This is a genomic window from Sphingomonas sp. MS122 (genome assembly GCF_049532975.1).
Taxonomy (GTDB): domain Bacteria; phylum Pseudomonadota; class Alphaproteobacteria; order Sphingomonadales; family Sphingomonadaceae; genus Sphingomonas.
On record NZ_CP186695.1, the window covers coordinates 3,421,445 to 3,438,645 of the forward strand.

Below are 17,201 nucleotides of genomic sequence, written 5' to 3' on the forward strand. Positions count from 1 at the left end.
CAAAGCCGTCGAGGTTTGCGATCCCGATGTTCCTCCTGTGGCCCGCCTGAAGTCAGCTCGGCGCGGGTGCCGACCCGCTCCGAGCTGACTTGATCCTTTCGATCAGGGGCTGGAACGGGAACATGAACTGCTCGTAGATCGACAGCCGCTTACGTTCGTCCTGGCCGACGATCGCCGATTCACCGTCGCGATAGGTGCCGAACATGCGATCGATGACGATCAGGGAGTTGCCGTAGTTGCAACGCGTATCTTCGTAGCTGAGCGCGGTATGATGCAGGCTATGATGCCGGATCGTCGTAAAGAGGAATGAATAGAACAGCGGCGGGTCGGAGCGCACATTCGCATGCGCGAAGCCAGATATCACGCCCATCATATTCAATGCGCAGAATATGGCCGTCTGATCGAAATCGAACAGCGCCACGACGCTGAGGCTGATCAGGAACAGCTCGATCGGATTGCCGACGGCGCCCTTCAGCGCATTCAGCTGTGTGATGTGGTGATGCGGTGCGTGAGTCAGCCAGAGCGGGTACCAGTTGTGCATCAAGCGATGCATCCAGTATTGCCCGAACTCGATCAGGAAGAGCACGATCGCGGCCTGCGCCAGAAACGGCAGCTGCTTCATCCATGCTGTCGTGATGCCAAGCGACTGCTTGATCGAGAGCAACGGCGCTTCGGCCAGATTGGCCGAAAGCCAGGCAATCACGGTGTAGCTCAGGACCACGTAGAAGATGTCCGTGGCGAATTCGCGCTTGTTCAGGCGCCAGCCCCGGTGCCGCTCGAAGAGCCATTCGAGGCCCTGAATCCAGACCATGATCGCGACGCCGGCGATGACAAGCGTCCAAGGATGTTTGACCACCGGCTCGGGGGCGAGGCCCCAGAACAACATGACCGCCACGAGCGTCACGGGCGGTATGAGGTTGACGAGGGTGGTTTTGACCCAGCTGCCGCCCCGCCCTGCGCCAGCGCCCGCATGCAGACCGGCTTGCGGAGGAGCGCTGGCGGCTGGCGGCTGGTGCATCAGAAATCTCCATATCAAGCCGGCCAGCCGGCTCAATGCTGCAGATCCTCTCCCAGGCCGTGACGTCGCTCTCCAGACGACAGAAGACACGGTATAGATATTACCAAATGCGTCAAGAGTATTATTCTCGAAACCCCGACGAGGGAACCACCATCTAATTCACTGAAATTATTCTATATTCTGAAATATGGCCTCACAAACTTTCGACGAAATGCCCCGTTTCGGCGCCCATGCGGTAACATTGCTGCAACAGTTGCAATCCAGGAGCGCCGGCCGATTCGTCAGGCGCGCTCCGCTGGCGTGCCGGAATACCCTAATTTCCGGTTTTCGGTGTCCCGGTCCACCATGACAGGGTTTGCAGATCGTGCGCCGTCGTCCAGATGCCCGAGGGCGTGTAGCGCAGCGCGCCGCTTCCGGATGGCTTGCCGGCTCGTGCGAGGATTTCCAGCGATTGCGGATCGATCACCGCGAAGGTCTGCGCCTCGGTCGTGCGCAGCCAGATCTTTCCGCCGCCGGTGTCAATATCGCCATAGATCAGAGTCTTCCCGACCTTCGCGCGACCCGACACGTCGAGCGTGCCCGGATCGATCCGCGCGACCGTGCCGTCGCCCTGCTCCTGCACCCACACCGCACCTTCGCCTGCGGCGAGAAAGCCGGGTTGCGTGCCCAGTGCGACCTTGCCCGTGACCGAATTCGTCCGCGGATCGACCTTCTGGAGCGATCGTGCATCACTGCTGACCGCCCAGACGGCGTCGAACCCGAAGGCAAGATAGAATGTGCCGGGATCCACGGCGATCGAAGCGATCACCGTGTTGGTGGCCGGATCGATCCGGGCAAGCTTGCCCGCCCCGTCGCTGGGCACCCAAACTGAACCGGCGCCGACGACGACATTGGTCTCCCCCTTGGGATTGGCGATGCCGGTAGCGATGATCGCCTGCACCCGGGCCGTCTTCACGTCGATCCGGTAGAGATTTCCGTCCTTGCAATTGGCGACCCACAGCGAACCGAAAGCCACCGACATCGCCCCGCATGGGCGTGGCACGGCGGTGGTCGCAAGCTTGCCCTTGATCGACCATTGTTCGACTCGGCCGTCGTTCGTAGTCCACACCGTGTCTCCGTCGACGGCCAGAAAGTCGGCGAAACCCGGCACGCTGAGTTCCCGCTCGGTCAACTCCGACGCGTGGGAGGGAGCGGAAATGCCGAGCGCCGCCAATGCCAATGTCAGACCAACGGGTTTCTTCATGCACTTGCTCCTGTCCTGGGCCGTCGCGGCTTAACTGTAACGATATGGATTCCGGTCGATCGTGGTCGTCCCCCGCGTCTGGTTGCAGAGGAAGACCGTACCGGTGAAATAGATGCCGGGCTCGGTGATCGTCTTGGCGTAGTCGAACGCTTCCCGCAGTTGCTGCACCGTCATTTCGACCGGCGCCTCGTCGGGCTGCCAAGTCACGCCGTAGGGATAGTCCTCCCCGGCATTGCTGATCTCGACGTGGCAACCCATCACATGCGTTACCGGATGGGTGTCGCAAAATTCGACCAGACGCTTCATGCTGTCGAACCAGGGCTGCCAGAAGCTGATATAGCAGCGCCCCCGGTAGAACATGTCGCCGGTGTAGAGGATCTGGGTGTAGCTATCGTAATAGGCGAACTCAGACACGACATGGCCGGGCGAGCCCCAGATGAGGATGTCGCGGCCGCCAAGGTCGAGGATGACCCGCTCTTCCGGGAAATTGGTCATGCCCCAGAAGCCGACCATCTCCTCATGCGTCAGGCCCATATAGCGGGTGTTCGGGCGGTCCGCGAACTGGTTCACGGCGGCATAGTGATCGGCATGCAGGTGGCTGAAGGCGACCAACAGCTCGAGGCTGGCGGGATCGCGGCCGTTGCGGCGGCACCAGTCGTCGATGCACGCATCCACCACGCCGCGCAAATCCCAGTCGTTGCGCCACTGGGTGAAGCCTTCGTCGAGCAACAGGACGCGATCGTTGCCGAAATAGAGCGGCGCGAACGGCGCCTCGTAGCTATAGGCCTTGTTCTGCCGCAGGATCGCCGTGTGCGGATTGTACCAGTGGACCTGCACCGGCGGATCGGTGTTGTCCATGCAGGACGGCGAGCCGCAGATCCACTTCTTCGGGAAGCTGCCCGGCGCGGGGAGATTGCTCTTGAAGTCGATCGGCCTCCCGGCGGCGGCCGGCGCTGCGCCCGCGAGCGAGATGAGCCCGGCGCCGGACAAGGGCACGGCGGCTGCGGCGTTACCGGCGAGGAAGGTGCGGCGATCCATGGATGCTCCTGATCTCAGAAGGGCCGCGGGGCGTTGATGTTGGGTACGCCCTCGGGCCAGACCCGTGTCCGCGCGTCGGGACTGACACCGTTCAGAAGCACGAAGTCGGGCCGGATGAGCATCATGTCCTTGCCCTGGATTTCCCGGGCATAGCGGATCGCCTCGTCGATCAGCGCAGGCTCCATTTCGAGCAGACGCTCGTAAGGCTTATAGGTGGCGAAGCGGGGGTAATATTTCCCCGGCACGAACATCATCTCGATATGGCCGCCGAGAATCCATTTGATCGGCCTCTCCGCCGCAAACGTCTTGAGCCGCTCGAGCGACGCGACGAAATCGCCGTCGTTGCCGATGTTGACCTTGCCGGGGAACAGCAGGTCGCCCGTGAACAGGAAATCGCAATAGGGATCGTAGAAGCTCACTCCGTCCCTGTGCGTGCCCGGGGTCGGGATCACCTCGATCACGCGGTCGCCGAGATCGATCCTGCCCAGACCCGCCGGCCAACTGCCCGCGAGGCCGTAGAAACTCTTCATCACACCCAGCATCTTGGGAACGATCGTCGTATCCGGCCGTCCGGCGAACTGCACCAGACCCTGGTTCTGCGCGACGTCCTCGCCCGATGTCAGCGCGATCGTAAGTGGAACCTTGTCGCGCCGGCGCGCCTGCCCCCATCGCGCGATGATCGCGTCAACCGTCGCACGCAGCGGATAGTGGCTGGCGTTCGCGGTCGCGCCGGTGTCGATCAGCAGCGCGCCGTTGTTGCCGAACAGCAGATAGGTGAACGGCGCCTCCCAATGCACGCATACATTCTGGCGCAGCACGAAGCTGTCCTCGTTATATTGCACCACCTGCACGCGCGGATCGCGGTTCCTGGCCGCCACATTGGAGCCATAGGTCCAGCGAAAAGCCAGGTTGCCGGGCGCCGGACCATCGGATGCGTAATCATGCACCACCGCCCCCTGGGAGCGCCCCGGCACGGCGCTGTCGGTGTTACGCGCGCCCGCAGGATTATAGCCAAGATCGGGATTGCCGTTGGGATAGGCCCGCGACGTCGCCGACTGCGGATTGCCGGACAATGCCGGGCTATAGGTCGGGGTTGCGTTGGCGGTCTGGGTCGAGGAAGCCGGGATCTCGGGCATCGGAATCCTTCGAAACGGCCGCGGAAACGGCATTGAACGATCGACCTGCCATGCACGCCCTCCCAGACGCCGCGGTTTCCCGGCCGAACCGGCCGGACCCGCGAGACAATCATCATATGGATATTACGAACTATATCAACGGTAATAATTCCAATGGACAACGCCTTGCTTTGGGTCAATGCTGCACGTGCGAAGGGAGTCGAATCATGCTCAACTGGATCCGCCATGCGGGAACACGTGCACTGACCGCCTGCGCTCTGCTGGTAGCGGCGTGTTCGCCTTCGGCGGACACGCCCGCGGAGCCCAAGACGAAATTCAGCATCGGCTGGTCGATCTATGCCGGCTGGATGCCGTGGCCCTATGCGCAACAGGCCGGCATCGTGAAGAAATGGGCCGACAAATACGGCCTCGAGATCAATTTCGTGCAGGTCAATGACTATGTCGAGTCGGTAAACCAGTATACGGCCGGCAAGTTCGACGGCGTGACGGTTGCGAACATGGACGCGCTGACAATTCCTGCCGCCGGGGGCAAGGATACCAGCGCGATCATCGTCGGCGATTATTCCAACGGCAATGACGGTATCCTGCTGAAGGGCGCGGAGAGCCTTTCCGCGATCAAGGGCCGACAGGTATATCTGGTCGAGCTCTCGGTATCGCACTACCTCCTCGCGCGCGGTCTCGAATCGATCAAGCTGCCGATCACCGCCGTCAGGACCGTGAACACCTCCGACGCTGACATTGCCGGCGCCTTCACAACTCCCGAGGTCACGGCGGCGGTCGCCTGGAATCCGCAACTTTCGACGATGAAGATGGCCCCGGGCGCGCAGCTGGTCTTCAGCTCCGCCGATATCCCGGGCGAGATTCTCGACCTGCTGGTGGTCGATACCGCGACGCTCAAGGCCAATCCCAATCTCGGCAAGGCGTTGGCCGGGATCTGGTACGAGACCATGGCCCTGATGCAGCGCCAGGACGCCGAAGGAAAGGCCGCCCGGGCAGCGATGGCAAAGCTGGCGGGCACCACGCCCGACGTGTTCGAGAGCCAGTTGGCGACGACCTTTCTCTACGGCGATCCGAAGGCGGCGGTGGCAGCCACTTCGGCCCCGGCGCTGATCACCACGATGGCCCGCGTGCGCGATTTCAGCTTCGCCAACGGGCTGTTCGGCCAGGGCGCGACTTCCGTCGATGCGATTGGCATGTCTTTCCCCGGCGGCAAGACATTGGGGGATCCCGACCGCATCAGGTTGCGGTTCGACGCAACCTATATGCAGATGGCGGCCGATGGCGCGCTCTGAACGGGTGGCGGCCGCCCGAGATTCGATCTCATGCGCTGGGTGAACCGCCGGATCGGGCGAGGCAACAGGATCATCCTCGGCGCGATACCGATCGTGCTGCTGGCGCTGTTCTACCTCGTCGTCGCGGCCAGCCGTCACGCGGCCAATCCGGGCGACAAGATCCTGCCCATGCCCGACGCGATGGCCGGGGCGATGGCTGCGCTGTTGTTTCAGCCGGACCGGCTTTCCGGGCAGCTGCTGTTCTTGGCAGACACCCTGGCCAGCCTCCAGCGGCTGGGTCTGGGCATTGGAATATCCACCCTTTCAGCGCTGTTTGCCGGCCTGGTGCTGGGGGTTTTGCCACCAGTCAGGGCAACGCTCGGCCCGCTGGTTACGGCGATCGCGGTCATCCCCCCAATCGCCTTGCTACCGATATTGTTCATCGTCTTTGGTCTGGGGGAGACATCCAAGGTGGCGTTGATCGTCATCGGAATCGCGCCGTTCATGATCCGGGACCTTACCGCGCATATCGCCGCGCTACCGAAGGAACAGATCGCCAAGGCGCAGACGCTAGGCGCCAGCAGCTGGCAGCTGATGTTGCGTGTCGCCTTGCCGCAGGCGATGCCGCGCCTGATTGAGGGCCTCCGCTTGTCGCTCGGCCCTGCGTGGGTCTTCCTGATCTCGGCCGAGGCGATCGCCTCCGACGTCGGCCTCGGCTACCGGATATTCCTCGTCCGCCGCTATCTCTCGATGGACATCATCCTGCCCTATGTCGCGTGGATTGCGCTGCTCGCGGTCATGATGGACTTGCTGCTGGCGTGGTCGAGCCGGCGCCTCTTCCCCTGGGCGCACGGAGCCGGTCATTGAGCGCGCTTCTGAACCTCCGCAACGTCTGGGTGGAATATGGCGACAAGATCGTGCTGGAAGGCCTGTCGCTAGATATCGCGGCTGGCTCCTTCGTTTCGGTCATCGGCCCGTCCGGTGCGGGGAAAAGCAGCCTATTGCGCATGATTCTCGGGCAGGAGGCTCCCACCCGCGGGACCATCCTGCTCGACGGCGAGCCGCTGACCCCCGAATGTGGACCCGACCGCGGCGTCGTGTTCCAGCGCTATTCCGTGTTTCCGCACCTCTCGGTGCTGCACAACACGCTGTTCGGACTGGAGTGCGAGCGGGCGCCGTTCACGGCCCGGCTGTTCGGCGCGCGCCGCCGTGCCGCCATCTCCGAGGCGGAGGAAATGCTCGCGGCGGTCGGTCTGGGTGATAGCCTGCACCTCCATCCGGCGGAAATGTCGGGTGGCATGCAGCAGCGGCTGGCAATCGCGCAGGCCCTGATCAAGCGGCCGCGAATCCTGTTGCTCGACGAACCATTCGGCGCGCTCGATCCGGGAATCAGGGCCGACATGCATGCGCTCATCACCCGGTTGTGGAGCGACTATTCGCTGACTGTCATCATGGTGACGCACGACATCAGGGAGGCATTCTCGCTCGGCACGCGCGTGCTGACGTTGGACAAGCGACGCCACGATCCGCACGCCCCGCATCGCTTTGGAGCGGTGGTGGCCTACGACTTACAGCTCACCAAAAGGTCGCCCGCACATACCACCACGGACGACAGCAACGGTATTACGATTGACATAAATGATAATAATTGAGAGGACAGCGGGATGACCACCGAACCCACCAACCTTGCCCGGCTCAGCATGAGCCTTCCCGCAGAATTGTTTCATCAGCTGGACATGATGGTCGAGGAGCGCGGGCTGCCGTCCCGCTCGCAGCTTATTTCCGAGCTGATCCGTCACGCCCTCGCCGAGCATGAGGCGCTGACCCGGCCGGAAGACATGCTCGCGGGGACCATCACACTGGTCTACCGCGGCAATCGCGGCCGGGTGCGGCAGCAGCTCTCCGAGACCCAGACCGACTATCTGAAGGAAGTCATCTCTTCCCAGCACGTCTTCCTCGAGGACGACCAGTCGCTCGAAGTGCTGCTGGTGCAAGGCCCGGCGACGCGCCTGAAGGAATTGTGCGACGCGCTGCGCAGCATCCGCGGCGTGCAGCAGTTGCAGCTGGTCACGACTACTGCCCTGCTTCCGCCACTGCATGAACTGGAAGGCGGGGAGGACGCCGGCGCATATGCCGGGACCCGTAGCGGAGGCGCCCTGTGACCGAGGCGCTCGCCGATCCGATGGCTGCGCGCGACCATGCGCGCGCCATGGCCGGCACCGTGGTTGAGGCGATGCCGGTGGTTCCGCCGGTCGCCGGAGACCTCCCGGCCAATGTCCCGGCCGAAGACCTGTTGTGGGAAGAGACGATCGCGGCCGGAGGCTATGCGACCCGCCGGATCGCCCGCGGTTCGCGCCTGCGCCTGATCGACCTTGCAGGCGATGCCTGTGCCTCGCTGCTGATTTTCAATGCCGAGATGCCGAGCGAAAGGCTCAACGTCGCGGACACCGTGAAGGTGCAATGGAACGCCTATCTCGGCGCGGGCAAGCTGCTACTGTCGGACATGGGCCGCGTGCTGATGAGCATCCTCGTCGACGAAGCCGGCACCCATGACGCCTTTTGCGGAGTCTCGAACGCGGCGACCAACGAGGCGAAGTATGGCTCGGGCCGCAACAGCGGCGCTTTTCCCAATGGCCGCGACCGCCTGTTGCTGGGCGCGGCGAAACACGGCTTGCAGCGCCGTGACGTTCATCCCTGCGTAAATCTGTTCAAGGGGACCCGAATCGAGCGGGACGGAACCATCACCCCGCTGATCGGCCCGTTCGCAGCCGGGCGATCCGTGCTGCTGCGCGCGGAGATGGATGTGATCGTCGTGATCGCCAATTGCCCGCACGTGCTCGATCCACGCGCGCAATGGACGGTTACGCCGTTGCGGGTCTCGGCCTGGCGCGGCGGCGTCACGCCCGCGGACGACCCCATTCGCACCGCCGCGCCGGAAGGTCTGCGCGCCTTCCTGAACGTCGAAGACTATTTCCGCCGCTAGAAAGGACGCAGGGCCGAAATGACCACTGACCCGGATCTCTCTGGCCTTTCCGGTGCCGTCGTCCACGACGAGATCGTACCCGCCCGGGGCCCCTGGCTGCACCACCTCGCCACCGGCCAGACGCTGCGGATCATCGACCTTGAAGGCAACCAGGCGGTGGACTTCCTGCTCTATTCCGCCGCCGACGACGCCGAACGCTACAGTGCCCAGGACACCGTCTCGGCGCAGGGCAATCTGTTCCTGCGCACCGGCAGCGTGCTGCGCTCGAACGAAGGGCGCGCGATGATGACCATCACCGCCACCCCGGTCGAATATCACGACACCATTGGTGGAGCATGTTCGTGTGAGTCCAATACGTTGCGCTATGGTCATCATACCAAGTCGCAACATGCCTGCGTCGACAATTTCCTCGAGGCCAATCTCACCGAAGGCCGCGGCAAGCGCGACATGGTTTCGAACATCAATTTCTTCATGAACGTGCCGGTGGAGGATGACGGCGCGCTGGGGATTGTCGACGGAATTTCCGCACCCGGCCTCACGGTCGACCTGCGGGCAGAGATGGACGTCATCGTAGTCGTCTCCAACTGCCCGCAGATCAATAACCCCTGCAACGCCTTCAATCCCACGCCCGTACGGATGATCGTCACTGCATGAGCTTCGATACAGTCCTGGTTGCGAACCGGGGCGCGATCGCCACCCGGATCATCCGCACGCTGCGCCGCATGGGCCTGCGCTCGGTCGCGATCTATTCCGAGGCGGATGCCGGTTCGCTGCACGTCTCGCAGGCGGACGTCGCGATTTGTATCGGCCCGGCCCCGGCGGCGGACAGCTATCTAGACGTCGCCGCGATCCTCAAGGCCGCCAAGGATACCGGTGCTGGTGCCATCCACCCGGGCTATGGCTTTCTGGCCGAGAACACCGAATTCGCGGAAGCCTGCGCTGCCGCCGGGATCGAGTTCATCGGCCCGACGCCGGACAACATCCGGACCTTCGGTCTGAAACACAGCGCCCGGGCACTGGCGGCCGAGCATGGCGTGCCGCTGGCGCCCGGGACCGGCCTGCTGACGAACGCTGAGGAAGCCGTGAGCGCGGCACGCGAGATCGGCTTTCCGGTCATCCTCAAGGCCACGGCCGGCGGCGGCGGCATCGGCATGCGCATCTGCGAAGATGAAGCTGCCGTGCGACAGGGGTTCGCGGGCGTCGCGCGGCTCGGTGAGGGCAATTTCGGCGATGCAGGCGTATTCCTCGAACGCTATATCGGCCGTGCGCGTCATATCGAGGTGCAGATCTTCGGCGACGGTGCAGGCCGGATCATGCCGCTGGGCGAGCGCGACTGCTCGCTCCAGCGCCGCAACCAGAAGGTGGTCGAGGAAGCTCCTGCGCCGTTCCTGTCCGCAACAAGGCGCGCCGAGCTGATCGCCGCCGCCGTCCGCCTCGGCGAAGCCGCGCGGTATCGCTCAGCCGGAACCGTCGAGTTCCTGTTTGATGCCGACCGGCAGGAATTCTTCTTCCTCGAGATGAACACCCGCCTCCAGGTGGAGCATGGCGTCACCGAAGAGGTGATGGGTATCGATCTCGTCGAATGGATGATCCGCGGCGCGGCCGGAGATTTCACCTTCCTCGACGGCGAGCCGCCGGTGCCGCGGGGGCATTCGGTACAGGTGCGCCTTTACGCCGAGGATCCCGCGCTTGATTATCGCCCGACCATTGGCACGCTGACCGCCGTCCGCTTCCCCGAAGGCATTCGCACGGAAACCTGGTGCATGGCGGGCAGCGTGGTCAGCGCGTGGTACGATCCGATGCTCGCCAAGCTGATCGTTCACGCCGCGACGCGCGAAGCTGCGATATCGGCGATGCAGACAACGCTCGACCAAAGTCGGATCGACGGCATCGAAACCAATCTGCGCTGGCTGCGCGAGGTCGTCCGCAATCGATCCTTCGCCAGCGGAGAGGTTTCGACCAAGCTGCTGGAGACGGTCGCCTATCACCCTCGCAGCATCCGCGTGCTCAGCGGCGGCACAGCGACCACGGTGCAGGATTGGCCGGGCCGGCAGGGCTTGTGGGCAATCGGGGTTCCCCCATCCGGCCCGATGGACGACCGGTCCTTCCGGATCGGCAATCGGTTGCTCGGCAATCCCGAGGGCACGCCAGGGCTCGAAGTTACCGCCAGCGGGCCGACGCTGGTGTTCAATGCACCCGCGCGCGTATGCGTCACTGGTGCCGATTTCGGCGCGACGCTTGACGGCGCACCGGTCGAGCGCGGCGCGGCCATCGATATTGCAGCCGGTCAGACCTTGGCCCTCGACAGGGTCGCGGGCGGCGGCATGCGGGGCTACATCCTGTTCGCGGGCGGGCTCGATATCCAGCCGTACCTGGACAGTTGCAGCACGTTCGCGCTCGGCCAGTTCGGCGGACACGCGGCGCGGCGGCTGCTTGCGGGCGACACGCTGCACCTCGGTGCGGAAACGCCGGGCACGCCCGCTTCCCCTGCCCCGCCGCCGGACTTCGGCGAAACCTGGACGCTCCGCGTGCTCTACGGCCCGCATGGCGCGCCTGACTTCTTCACCGATGAGGACATCGCCACGATCGTCGGCGCCGAATGGCAGGTCCACTACAACAGCAATCGCACCGGCGTCCGCCTGGTCGGGCCGAAACCGCATTGGGCGCGAAAGGATGGTGGCGAGGCAGGCCTCCATCCCTCCAACATCCACGACAACCCCTATGCAATCGGCGCGGTGGATTTCACCGGCGACATGCCGATCATCCTGGGGCCGGATGGCCCCTCGCTCGGCGGGTTCGTCTGTCCTTTCACCGTGATCGCGGCCGATCGCTGGAAGATCGGCCAGCTCGCCCCCGACGATCGCCTGCGCTTCGTGCCGGTGACTGTCGCGGACGCAGCCGCCGCCGATCGGGCTCCGCTGGCAAGCCTGGCGGCGGATGAGCCGGCGCGCGACATCGCGGATCTTTCGCCGATCCTTGCCAGTATCCCGGCACAGGGCTCGCGCCCGCGCACAGTCTACCGCCAGCAGGGCGATCGCAACATCCTGGTCGAATATGGCCCGATCGTGCTCGACATCGAGCTGCGCATCCGCGTCCACGCGCTGATGACCGAGCTCGAGCACCTCGCCCTGCCCGGCGTGATCGACATCGTTCCCGGTATCCGCTCGCTCCAGCTGCATTTCGACGGCAAGGTGCTCGATCAGCGCGGCGCGCTCGCCGCGCTGATGGACGCCGAGAAAGCGCTGGGCGATCTCGAGGACTTCTCGACCCCTTCGCGCATCGTCCACCTGCCGCTGAGCTGGCGCGACCCGGCGACGATCGAGACGATCGAGAAATATATGGGCGCGGTGCGCGACGACGCGCCGTGGTGCCCGGACAACATCGAGTTCATTCGCCGCATCAACGGCTTGGCCGATGCCGATGCGGTCGAGAAGCTGATTTTCGATGCGAGCTATCTCGTCCTCGGTCTCGGCGACGTCTATCTCGGCGCCCCGGTCGCGACGCCGGTCGATCCGCGGCACCGCCTCGTCACGACGAAATACAACCCAGCCCGCACCTGGACCCCGCCCAACGTCGTGGGCATCGGCGGCGCCTACATGTGCATCTACGGCATGGAGGGACCCGGAGGCTACCAGCTGTTCGGGCGAACCATTCAAATCTGGAACACGCACCGGCAAACCGACGCCTTCGTCGAGGGCAAGCCCTGGCTGCTGCGCTTCTTCGACCAGATCCGCTTCTTCAAGGTCAGCGCCGAGGAGCTTGCCGACTGGCGGCGTGATTTCCCCAATGGCCGCCGCTCGATCCACATCGAGGAGTCCGAATTCCGCCTCGCCGACTATCGCGCTTTCCTGGCCGGAAACGCCGACTCGATCGCGGCATTCGAGAGCCGGCGCCAGACCGCCTTCGATGAAGAGCGTGCCGAATGGGAGCGTTCGGGCGAGTTCGACCGCTTCACCGGCCTCGAAGAAAGCGGCGACGCCAGCACCGTCGAGACGGTCGCGGTCGAAGTTCCGGAAGGGGCGGATCTGATCGAGGCCCCGTTCGGCGGCAGTGTCTGGAAGCTGATGGTGGCCCCCGGCGATGCGGTCGAAGCGGGCGAAGTGATCGCCGTGATCGAGTCGATGAAGATGGAGTGCCCGTTCGAAAGCCCGGCCAGCGGCACGGTCGCGGCGCTCTACATGCAGGAACGGCAATCGCTGCAGCCCGGCGCGCCGATGCTGGCGTTGAAGCGCGCATCATGACGGCGCTGAACCGCCAGAGCGCCGCCGCCATCGCCGGCGCGGTTGCGAGCGGAGCTACGAGCGCGGTTGCCGTGGTCGAGGACACGCTCGCCCGCCTTGCCGCCTATGACGCGGTTCAGCCGCAAATCTGGATCAGCCGGATCGCGCCCGGCGATCTGATCGCCGCGGCCCGTGCGGTCGATGCACGGATCGCGGCCGGGGAGCAGCTTCCGCTGGCCGGCGTGCCCTATGCGGTCAAGGACAATATCGACGTCGCGGGGTTCGAGACGACCGCCGCCTGCCCGGCCTTTGCCTATCGCCCCGAAGGCTCGGCAGGCGTGGTCGAGCGGCTGGAAGCGGCCGGAGCGATCTGCATCGGCAAGACCAATCTCGACCAGTTCGCCACCGGCCTTGTCGGCACGCGCAGCCCCTATGGCATCCCGCGCAACGCCTATAATCTCGCCTATATCAGCGGCGGCTCCAGCTCGGGCTCGTCGGTGGCCGTCGCGGCGGGGCTGGTGGCTTTCGCGCTAGGCACCGATACGGCGGGCTCCGGCCGGGTGCCTGCTGCGTTCAACCACCTGATCGGCTTCAAGCCCAGCAAGGGCCGCTGGAGCACGCGCGGCCTCATTCCTGCCTGCCGCACGCTCGACTGCATCACCGTGTTCACCGATACGCTGGCGGATGCGCGAATGATCGATCAGGTCCTGGCCGGCTTCGATCCGGCCGATCCCTGGTCGAAACCGCTGGCAAACGCGCCGATACGGCCTGCCCGCATCGGCGTGCCCCGCCGCGACCAGCGTATGTGGTTCGGCGACAGCCAGTCTGAATATCTCTACGACCGCGCGCTGGACCGACTCGCTGCCGGCGCCGCGATCGTCGAACTCGATATCGCGCCGCTGCTTGAGGCGGCGCGACTGCTTTATGGCGGTCCCTGGGTGGCGGAACGTACCGCCGCGATTGCAACACTGTTGGCAGAAAACCCGGCTGCGATCGACGAGACCGTGCGCAGCGTCGTCGAGCCGGGGAAAGACATCGGCGCGGTCGATCTGTGGAATGGAATCTATCGCCTGGCCGAGCTCAAGCGCCATGCCGACGAGATGTGGGACACGGTGGACCTACTCGCCTTCCCGACCACGGGCACGACCTATCGCGTCGGGGAGCTGCTGGTGGCGCCGATCACCCTCAACGGCAATCTCGGCCTTTACACCAATTTCGTGAACCTGCTCGACATGGCGGCCGTGGCGGTGCCCGCCGGCATCCGCGCCAACGGCACCGGCTTCGGCATCACCCTGATCGGCCAGGCCGACAGCGACCATGGCCTGCTTGCGGTGGCGGAAATCTATCTCGCGACGGCTGGCCTGCCCGCCCCGCCCCCGCTCGACCTGGAGGGAAAAATGGAAACCGTGAACTTGGCCGTCGTCGGCGCCCACCTCAAGGACATGCCCCTGCATTGGCAGCTGACCTCGCGCGATGCGCGCTTCGTCGGCGCCTTTGAGACTGCCCCGGCCTACCGCCTCTATGCCATGGCGGACAGTGTCCCACCCAAGCCTGCGCTGGTCCACAGCCAAGACGGCGCATCCATCAAAGTCGAAGTCTATGAACTTGACGTCGCCGCGTTCGGCAGCTTCGTCGCGGAGGTTCCGGCTCCGCTGGCGATCGGCACGGTGACCCTCGCCGACGGCACCAGCGTCAAAGGCTTCGTCGCCGAACCGCGCGCCATCACCGGCGCCGAAGATATCACGCATCTCGGCGGCTGGCGCGCTTACATCACGGGGGGCTGAGTGCCGTTCGCCCTCGCCGCCGACACCTACCTCCGATCGCCGCGGCTACGGCTGTGATCAAGGCCGCGCTGCATAAGCTGATCGCATTCGCGCAGCACGCCGTCCCGGGCGGCAGCAACGATCATATGACTGAGCTCAATCGCGCCAAGGCGGCAGCGGAGGCGGCCAACGAGGCCAAGAGCCGCTTCCTGGCGAGCGTCAGTCATGAAATCCGCGCGCCGCTGAATTCGATCTACGGCTATGCCCAGCTGCTCGAACGCAGCAACGGTAGCGATGCGGCGAAGGCAGCGAAGGTGATCCGGCGCAGCTCGGAGCACCTCATCACCCTGGTCGAGGGCCTGCTCGACATCTCCCAGGTCGAAAGTGGAACCTTGCGGCTGAGCCGCGACACCATTCGCTTTCCGGCACTGCTCGAACAGATCGTCGAGATGTTCGAACCCCAGGCATCGGCCAAAGGGCTCGATTTCCGGTTCAACTGCGCAACGGGGCTGCCCGAGTTCGTGCGGGGCGACCAGAAACGGCTGCGCCAAGTGCTCATCAACCTATTATCGAATGCGATCAAGTTCACCGAAAGGGGCAGTGTCGCGCTAACGGTGCGCTATCGGAACGAGCTGGCGACCTTGGAAGTCATCGATACCGGCATCGGCATCCGGCCCCGCGATATCGAACGGATTTTCGATCCGTTCGAACGCGGAAGCGATGCCGCCGCGCACCGCCAAAGCGGGGCAGGTCTCGGGTTGTCGATTACCCAGGCTCTGGTCCATATCATGGGCGGCGATATCGGCGTGGAGAGCGAACCGGGCGGCGGCTCGCGCTTCACCGTCCGGGTGATGTTGTCGCAGCCGCTATCGCAGCCGACGGATGCCCCGCCTGCCGGCATCGTGACCGGATATGCAGGATCCCGGCGCACCATCCTGGCGATCGACGACGATCCCGCGCAGCTGAATTTGCTGCAAAGCCTCCTCGAACCGTTGGGCTTTGACGTCTTGACCGCGCGCGGTGGGGACGAAGGCATCGCGATCGCCGGACGGGTGCGGCCGAATCTCGTCCTGCTGGACATCTCGATGCCCGGTAAGTCCGGGTGGGAGACAGCGGATATTCTGCGGCAACATCATGGTGCCGCGCTAAGCCTGGTGATGCTCTCATCGGATGCCCACCAGCCCCATCCCGGCGGAAACGACAGCACAGCCAATAGCATGCTTCTGATGAAGCCGTTCGAATTCAATATGTTGCTGGATGTAATCTCAACGCAGCTGGGGCTCGAATGGACGGGCCCCGGCACGGGGGACCGCTCGCGCGCCGAAGCGCGCGCTGGCAGGTGGGAGCCTCTTTCGCCGCGGATTCGGCCTTATCTCGCTGAGATCGAACGCCTCGTTCGCATCGGCCATATTCGCGGGATCGAGGCCCAGATCGAAGCGATTGCAGCGTTGCATCCCGAAGCGACCCATGTCGTCGAGGAAATGCGAAGGTGCCTTGATTCGTTCGACCTGAAGGCGCTCGCGGCAATTGCACGGGCTTCGCAAACCAATGCCGACTAAGGATCGCATCCTCGTCGTCGACGACACGCTGGAGTCACTTCGGCTCCTCGTCGATGCCTTGGAGCGCGAGGATATGAGCATACTCATTTCCAGGAGCGGCGAGGAGGCACTCGAGCTTCTCGAACATGTCGCGCCTGACCTTATCCTGATGGACGGTATGATGCCCGGCCTAAGCGGCCTGGAAACAACCCGGCAAATCAAGCGCAACCCTGCCCTGGCGCACATCCCGATCATCTTCATGACTGGCCTGACCGAGCCCGAACATGCGGTTGCTGCACTGGAAACCGGTGGTGTCGATTACGTGCGCAAACCGATCATCATCGACGAGTTGCTCGCACGAATTCGTGTCCACCTTACCAATGCCCGCCTGTCGCACCGGTCCCGGCTTGCGCTCGACGTCGCGGGGCGGCACCTCGTCGCGCTTGATCCGCAACGCGCGCTGGTCTGGTGTACGCCGAAAGCCGAAGAGCTGCTGGCTCAGGTGGATCCCGGCTGGAGTCAGGACCGCGGCCGACTGCCCGATGCCCTCGCCGCGCCGACAGAGCGCCTGTTGCAAGATCCGGCTCCGCAGCGGACTCCGATCCGTGCCGAATTTCCCGATTTCGTGATCGAGATGACTCTGCTCGAGAGCAAGCGTCCGCACGAGGCGCTGGTCAGGATGACCGAGATCCGGGAGGGTGCGGTCCTCGATCTGCTGCAGAAGCATCACGGTCTGACGCGGCGGGAGGCCGAGGTGTTGCTGTGGGTCAGTTATGGGAAGTCCAACCGGACGATCAGCGAGGTGCTGAGTATCAGCCCGCGGACGGTGAACAAGCATCTCGAACAGGTGTTCAGAAAGCTCGGCGTCGAAACCCGCGCAGCTGCAACCGCATTGGCGGTACGCGTCGTCTCGGGATGATATCGGCCGCGGCGGAAGCGCGGCTGCGGCACCCCCGGCCGCACCCCTGCTCGCCCGCTGAAAACGGCCAGA

Annotated in this window: 14 protein-coding genes; 10 read left to right on the plus strand and 4 right to left on the minus strand. The window is 64.4% G+C overall.

Features of this window, described 5'->3' with window-relative positions; genetic code table 11:
* Positions 1-52 precede the first annotated feature (52 nt).
* The 4 genes from ACO227_RS16640 to ACO227_RS16655 all read right to left on the minus strand — a co-directional run bounded on the left by ACO227_RS16640 (position 53) and on the right by ACO227_RS16655 (position 4,435).
* The gene (locus tag ACO227_RS16640) at positions 53-1,018 is read right to left on the minus strand and encodes a sterol desaturase family protein (RefSeq protein WP_423603240.1); all 966 of its coding nucleotides are present in this window, start codon (positions 1,016-1,018) and stop codon (positions 53-55) included.
* A 313-nt stretch (positions 1,019-1,331) separates the two neighbouring features.
* On the minus strand, positions 1,332-2,261 hold the full coding sequence (locus ACO227_RS16645) for a DUF6923 family protein (RefSeq protein WP_423603242.1): 930 nt from the start codon (positions 2,259-2,261) through the stop codon (positions 1,332-1,334).
* A gap of 30 nt (positions 2,262-2,291) precedes the next feature.
* On the minus strand, positions 2,292-3,299 hold the full coding sequence (locus ACO227_RS16650; RefSeq protein WP_423603244.1) for an MBL fold metallo-hydrolase: 1,008 nt from the start codon (positions 3,297-3,299) through the stop codon (positions 2,292-2,294).
* Positions 3,300-3,313: 14 nt separating this feature from the next.
* Positions 3,314-4,435 (minus strand): MBL fold metallo-hydrolase, encoded by a 1,122-nt coding sequence (locus ACO227_RS16655; protein ID WP_423603246.1) that lies wholly within the window; start codon positions 4,433-4,435, stop codon positions 3,314-3,316.
* A 206-nt stretch (positions 4,436-4,641) separates the two neighbouring features.
* Between ACO227_RS16655 and ACO227_RS16660 the strand changes: the two genes are divergently transcribed.
* The 10 genes from ACO227_RS16660 to ACO227_RS16705 are packed head-to-tail and all read left to right on the plus strand — an operon-like array spanning position 4,642 to position 17,129.
* Positions 4,642-5,727 (plus strand): putative urea ABC transporter substrate-binding protein, encoded by a 1,086-nt coding sequence (locus ACO227_RS16660; protein WP_423603248.1) that lies wholly within the window; start codon positions 4,642-4,644, stop codon positions 5,725-5,727.
* Positions 5,728-5,757: 30 nt separating this feature from the next.
* Complete coding sequence (locus tag ACO227_RS16665; protein WP_423603249.1) at positions 5,758-6,573, plus strand: ABC transporter permease; 816 nt, start codon at positions 5,758-5,760, stop codon at positions 6,571-6,573.
* A complete protein-coding gene (locus ACO227_RS16670; RefSeq protein ID WP_423603251.1) occupies positions 6,570-7,358 on the plus strand; it encodes an ABC transporter ATP-binding protein in 789 nt (262 codons plus the stop codon). The genes ACO227_RS16665 and ACO227_RS16670 overlap by 4 nt, the downstream gene beginning before the upstream one ends.
* 12 nt (positions 7,359-7,370) lie before the next feature.
* Positions 7,371-7,868 carry a CopG family ribbon-helix-helix protein gene (locus ACO227_RS16675; RefSeq protein ID WP_423603252.1) on the plus strand — a complete coding sequence of 166 codons (498 nt, stop codon included), beginning with the start codon at positions 7,371-7,373 and terminating at the stop codon, positions 7,866-7,868.
* Positions 7,865-8,689, plus strand: coding sequence for an urea amidolyase associated protein UAAP1 (locus ACO227_RS16680; RefSeq protein ID WP_423603254.1), 825 nt, complete (start codon positions 7,865-7,867; stop codon positions 8,687-8,689). Before ACO227_RS16675 ends, ACO227_RS16680 begins: the two co-directional genes overlap by 4 nt.
* Positions 8,690-8,707: 18 nt before the next feature.
* Positions 8,708-9,343: an urea amidolyase associated protein UAAP2 gene (locus tag ACO227_RS16685; RefSeq protein WP_423603256.1), complete on the plus strand. Its 636-nt coding sequence runs from the start codon at positions 8,708-8,710 to the stop codon at positions 9,341-9,343.
* Positions 9,340-12,930, plus strand: coding sequence for an urea carboxylase (gene uca, locus ACO227_RS16690; RefSeq protein WP_423603257.1), 3,591 nt, complete (start codon positions 9,340-9,342; stop codon positions 12,928-12,930). The genes ACO227_RS16685 and uca overlap by 4 nt, the downstream gene beginning before the upstream one ends.
* Entirely contained in the window at positions 12,927-14,693 is a 1,767-nt protein-coding gene (gene atzF, locus ACO227_RS16695; protein ID WP_423603259.1) for an allophanate hydrolase, read from the plus strand. The genes uca and atzF overlap by 4 nt, the downstream gene beginning before the upstream one ends.
* A gap of 53 nt (positions 14,694-14,746) precedes the next feature.
* Positions 14,747-16,231, plus strand: a complete 1,485-nt coding sequence (locus ACO227_RS16700) for a hybrid sensor histidine kinase/response regulator (protein WP_423603261.1) — start codon at positions 14,747-14,749, stop codon at positions 16,229-16,231.
* Positions 16,221-17,129 carry a response regulator gene (locus ACO227_RS16705; RefSeq protein ID WP_423603263.1) on the plus strand — a complete coding sequence of 303 codons (909 nt, stop codon included), beginning with the start codon at positions 16,221-16,223 and terminating at the stop codon, positions 17,127-17,129. Before ACO227_RS16700 ends, ACO227_RS16705 begins: the two co-directional genes overlap by 11 nt.
* The last annotated feature ends 72 nt before the right edge of the window (positions 17,130-17,201 follow it).

Bases quoted from the DNA above. Each gene is read 5' to 3' on its own strand.
- ACO227_RS16705 (WP_423603263.1), top strand. From the start codon at position 16,221: ATGCCGACTAAGGATCGCATCCTCGTCGTCGACGACACGCTGGAGTCA.
- ACO227_RS16645 (WP_423603242.1), bottom strand. From the start codon at position 2,261: ATGAAGAAACCCGTTGGTCTGACATTGGCATTGGCGGCGCTCGGCATT.
- ACO227_RS16655 (WP_423603246.1), bottom strand. From the start codon at position 4,435: ATGCCCGAGATCCCGGCTTCCTCGACCCAGACCGCCAACGCAACCCCG.
- atzF (WP_423603259.1), top strand. From the start codon at position 12,927: ATGACGGCGCTGAACCGCCAGAGCGCCGCCGCCATCGCCGGCGCGGTT.
- ACO227_RS16650 (WP_423603244.1), bottom strand. From the start codon at position 3,299: ATGGATCGCCGCACCTTCCTCGCCGGTAACGCCGCAGCCGCCGTGCCC.
- uca (WP_423603257.1), top strand. From the start codon at position 9,340: ATGAGCTTCGATACAGTCCTGGTTGCGAACCGGGGCGCGATCGCCACC.
- ACO227_RS16675 (WP_423603252.1), top strand. From the start codon at position 7,371: ATGACCACCGAACCCACCAACCTTGCCCGGCTCAGCATGAGCCTTCCC.
- ACO227_RS16685 (WP_423603256.1), top strand. From the start codon at position 8,708: ATGACCACTGACCCGGATCTCTCTGGCCTTTCCGGTGCCGTCGTCCAC.
- ACO227_RS16660 (WP_423603248.1), top strand. From the start codon at position 4,642: ATGCTCAACTGGATCCGCCATGCGGGAACACGTGCACTGACCGCCTGC.
- ACO227_RS16640 (WP_423603240.1), bottom strand. From the start codon at position 1,018: ATGCACCAGCCGCCAGCCGCCAGCGCTCCTCCGCAAGCCGGTCTGCAT.
- ACO227_RS16665 (WP_423603249.1), top strand. From the start codon at position 5,758: ATGCGCTGGGTGAACCGCCGGATCGGGCGAGGCAACAGGATCATCCTC.